The 3418-nt window shown below is 72.3% G+C and carries 3 protein-coding genes; all 3 read right to left on the bottom strand.

The genetic code is table 11. From position 1 onward, the window contains the following. Positions 1–4: 4 nt before the first annotated feature. Positions 5–562 carry a TetR/AcrR family transcriptional regulator gene (locus AOK08_RS41470; protein ID WP_055535702.1) on the bottom strand — a complete coding sequence of 186 codons (558 nt, stop codon included), beginning with the start codon at positions 560–562 and terminating at the stop codon, positions 5–7. A 104-nt stretch (positions 563–666) separates the two neighbouring features. Further along, the gene (gene whiG, locus AOK08_RS41465) at positions 667–1509 is read right to left on the bottom strand and encodes an RNA polymerase sigma factor WhiG (protein WP_055535700.1); all 843 of its coding nucleotides are present in this window, start codon (positions 1507–1509) and stop codon (positions 667–669) included. 322 nt (positions 1510–1831) lie between these two features. Beyond that, entirely contained in the window at positions 1832–3025 is a 1194-nt protein-coding gene (dprA, locus tag AOK08_RS41460; protein ID WP_055535698.1) for a DNA-processing protein DprA, read from the bottom strand. Positions 3026–3418 lie beyond the last annotated feature (393 nt).

Raw genomic sequence — 3418 nt, 5'->3', positions numbered from 1 at the left:
CCCCTCAGCCCCGCACACCCCGCAGAGCCATCACCACGGCCGCATCGGTGATCACCGCGGGATCCTCCGCGACCCCGAACTCGATCCGCCGCACAGCCGCGTCGACGACCCCCTGCAACAGCATCGCGGCCATCCGGGGCTGCTCATGCCCGATGTCCCGCAACGCCTCGACGACCAACGCCACGAGCCCCCCGTGCGCGGCCCGGATCTTCTCCCGCGCCCCCGCGTCCAGTTCGCTCGCCGAGATCGCCACCACGGCCCGGTGCCGCCGGTCACCCACCAGGGCGAGCTGCCGGCGGACATACGCCTCGACCTTGCCCTCGGGCCCCTCGGCCGCGGCCATCGCCGCCTCGACCTCGGCCGCCCAGACCGGGAAGTCGACCTCGCACAGCTCCTCGACGACGGACGCCCGCGACCGGAAGTACTCATAGACGGACGACCGCGCGAGCCCGGTCCGCTCGGCCAGGGCCGGAAACGTCAGCGCCTCCGTCCCGCCCTCGGACAACAGTGACCTGGCCGCGTCCAGCAGGGCGGCTCGCTGCATCGACCGGTGCTCGGCCACGGAGGCCGCTCGAATCCTTGGCACGCCGACCACTCTACGGACGGACCGCCCCGGAGGGGAGAGAGTCCGGTCACCCGGCGCCGGAAGGGCCAGGTCGGGCCGGGTCAGCGGCCGAAGCTCGCCAGTTTCGCGCGCAGTTGGAGGACCGACTTGGTGTGGATCTGGCTGACCCGGCTCTCGGTCACACCCAGCACGTTGCCGATCTCCGCGAGGGTGAGCCCCTCGTAGTAGTACAGGGTCACCACGGTCTTCTCCCGGTCGGGCAGCGTGTTGATCGCCCGCGCCAGGAACCGCCGCAGCTCCCGGCCCTCGGCCACCTCGACCGGGTTGTCGGCGGCGGTGTCCTCCAGCGTGTCCATGAGACTGAGCCGGTCGCCGCCCTCACCCCCGGCGTGCAGCAGTTCCTCCAGCGCCACCACGTTCGCCAGCGACAACTGGCTGAACACCGCGTGGAGTTCGTCGACCGCGATGCCCATCTCGGCGGCCACCTCGCCCTCCGTCGGTGTCCTCCGCAGCCGCGCCTCCAGCGTGGTGTAGGCGCGCTCCACGTTGCGCGCCTTCTGCCGCACGGACCGCGGAATCCAGTCCAGCGCCCGCAGTTCGTCGATCATCGCGCCCCGGATACGGGTGATCGCGTACGTCTCGAACTTGATCTCCCGTTCGATGTCGAACTTCTCGATCGCGTCGATCAGTCCGAACACCCCGGAGGAGACGAAGTCCGCCTGCTCGACATTGGGCGGCAGCCCGACGCTCACCCGGCCGGCGACGTACTTCACGAGCGGTGAGTAGTGCAGGATCAACTGCTCGCGCAGCCGCTCGTCACCCGTCGCCTTGTACGAACGCCACAGCTCGTCGAGTGTCGAGGGAGCGGGCGGGCGCACGTTACCGCCGTCGCGGGCTGCCGGTGGGGCCGCCGCCCGGTCGGACCCGGAGGTGTGCTGGGGCATACGTCGCCTTGTGCCGTTCTGCCGTGAACCGGTGGTGTCTGGAGGAGTGGCCGGGTGGGCCGTCGGTCTGTCGCGGTCTGATGTCGAATTACCCGTCTGGTCGAATTGCCTGTCCGACTGCCGGTCTGCGCCGGAATCCACGTGAGCGTAGCGTGACTGGGGTGTCGCAGTGTGCGAGGCCGGGGGGACAGCGCGTACGCAGATACGTTCCTCTTGCCGCCCCCCTGAGTCACGCCCGTAGCCCTGTGTGACCATCGGAGCGGACCAACTGCGGGAATTCCCAAGGGCGTCGGGCGTCCCCCGGACGGCCGAACACGCTCGGTCAGCACCCGTCCTGGCGGGACCGGACGGAGATCATCGCCTGGCGTGTCAACTTCCAGCCGTCGTCGTGTCGTTCGACGTAACCAAGTGATCGGAGCTCGTACAGTCTGGCGACCGCGTCGTCCCTGGCTGTCGGGGCACCCCGCGCGATGTCGTCCACCGTCGCCGTCCCACGTGCGGGCAGCGCGGCCAGGACGCGTTGTGCCGCCGGTTCCAGCAGGTCGCGCGGGAGCACCGGCCCACGCCGGTCCGGCGCCAGTTCACCCATGTCGCCGACCAGCTCGGCGATTTCCGCGGCGTCGGTGACCAGCGTCGCCTCGCCGCGCAGGAGTTCGTGGACACCGGCGGAGAGCCCGCCGGTGGCGGGTCCCGGAACGCCCATCGTGAACCGCCCCAGCCGCTGCGCCACCCGCGCCGTGACGAGCGAACCGCTGCGGTGCGCGGCCTCGACGACCACGGTTCCCCGGGTGAGGGCCGCGATCACCCGGTTCCGCATCACGAACCGGCTCGGCGTCGGATGGTCACCGGGCGGCAACTCGCCGACCACCAGGCCCTGTTCGGAGATTCTGGTGATCAACTGGGTATGGCCGCGAGGGTAGGGCCGGTCGACCCCGCAGGCCAGTACGGCGACGGTGGCCCCGCCCGCACTGAGCGCACCCCTGTGCGCGGCCCCGTCGACCCCGTACGCGCCACCCGACACCACCACCCACCCGCGCTCCGCGAGCCCGGCGGCGAGCATGGCCGCCATGTGGGCGCCGTACTCGGTGCAGGCCCGTGCTCCCACCATGGCGACGGACCGCAGCGCCCACATCCGCAGGCTGGGCCGCCCGCGCACCCACAGTCCGGTGGGCCGCGCGTCCCCGAGGTCGTCGAGCTGGCCCGGCCACTCCGGCTCGCCGGGCCACACGAACCGCACCCCCGCCGCCCGCGCGACCGCGAGATCCCGCTCGGGCTCGGCGCGTGCGGCCCGTGCGCACAGGCCGGCCCACCGGGTCGCGGTGACCCCGGTCGGCATCGGCCCGCCGTCCCGCAGCCGCCGTACCACCTCCGGGGCCCCGCGCTCCCGGATCCACCGCCCGGCGACCTCGTCCCCCGGCTCGACGACCCGGGTGAGGAAGACCCGCGCGAGCCCCTCCGCACCCACCTGGGCACCCGAGTCGCCACCAAGCGCACTCCCGCTCGCGCCCCCGGTCACGACGGCACCCCGATACCCGTCGACACCCCGCGCGGCGCTTCCGGACTCACCCGCGACATGTCGCCACCTGCCGCTCCCAGCCGATCACGACCGGCCGCCAAGCTCACCACCGGCCACGCCCCCGCCCCGACAACGCCCCGATACCCATAGACACCTCTCGACGGCACTCCCGCACGCAACCGCAGCGCATGGACGGCACCTGCGGCTCCGGGCCGGTCACGACAGGCCACCCGGCTCACCACCACCGGCCATGCCCCGCTACCCATGGGCACCCAGCACGGCACTCCCGCACCCAGCCGCGGCACCAGGTCCGAATCTGTCGCCCCGGGCCGGTCACAGCAGGTCCTCCGACTCACCCCCGACCACACCCCCACCCGTCTCTTATACCCATCG

It is taken from the genome of Streptomyces graminilatus (assembly GCF_001418565.1).
Lineage (GTDB): Bacteria > Actinomycetota > Actinomycetes > Streptomycetales > Streptomycetaceae > Streptomyces > Streptomyces graminilatus.
Note: the sequence above shows the minus strand (reverse complement) of the source record. Positions and strands in the feature narration are given on the sequence as shown.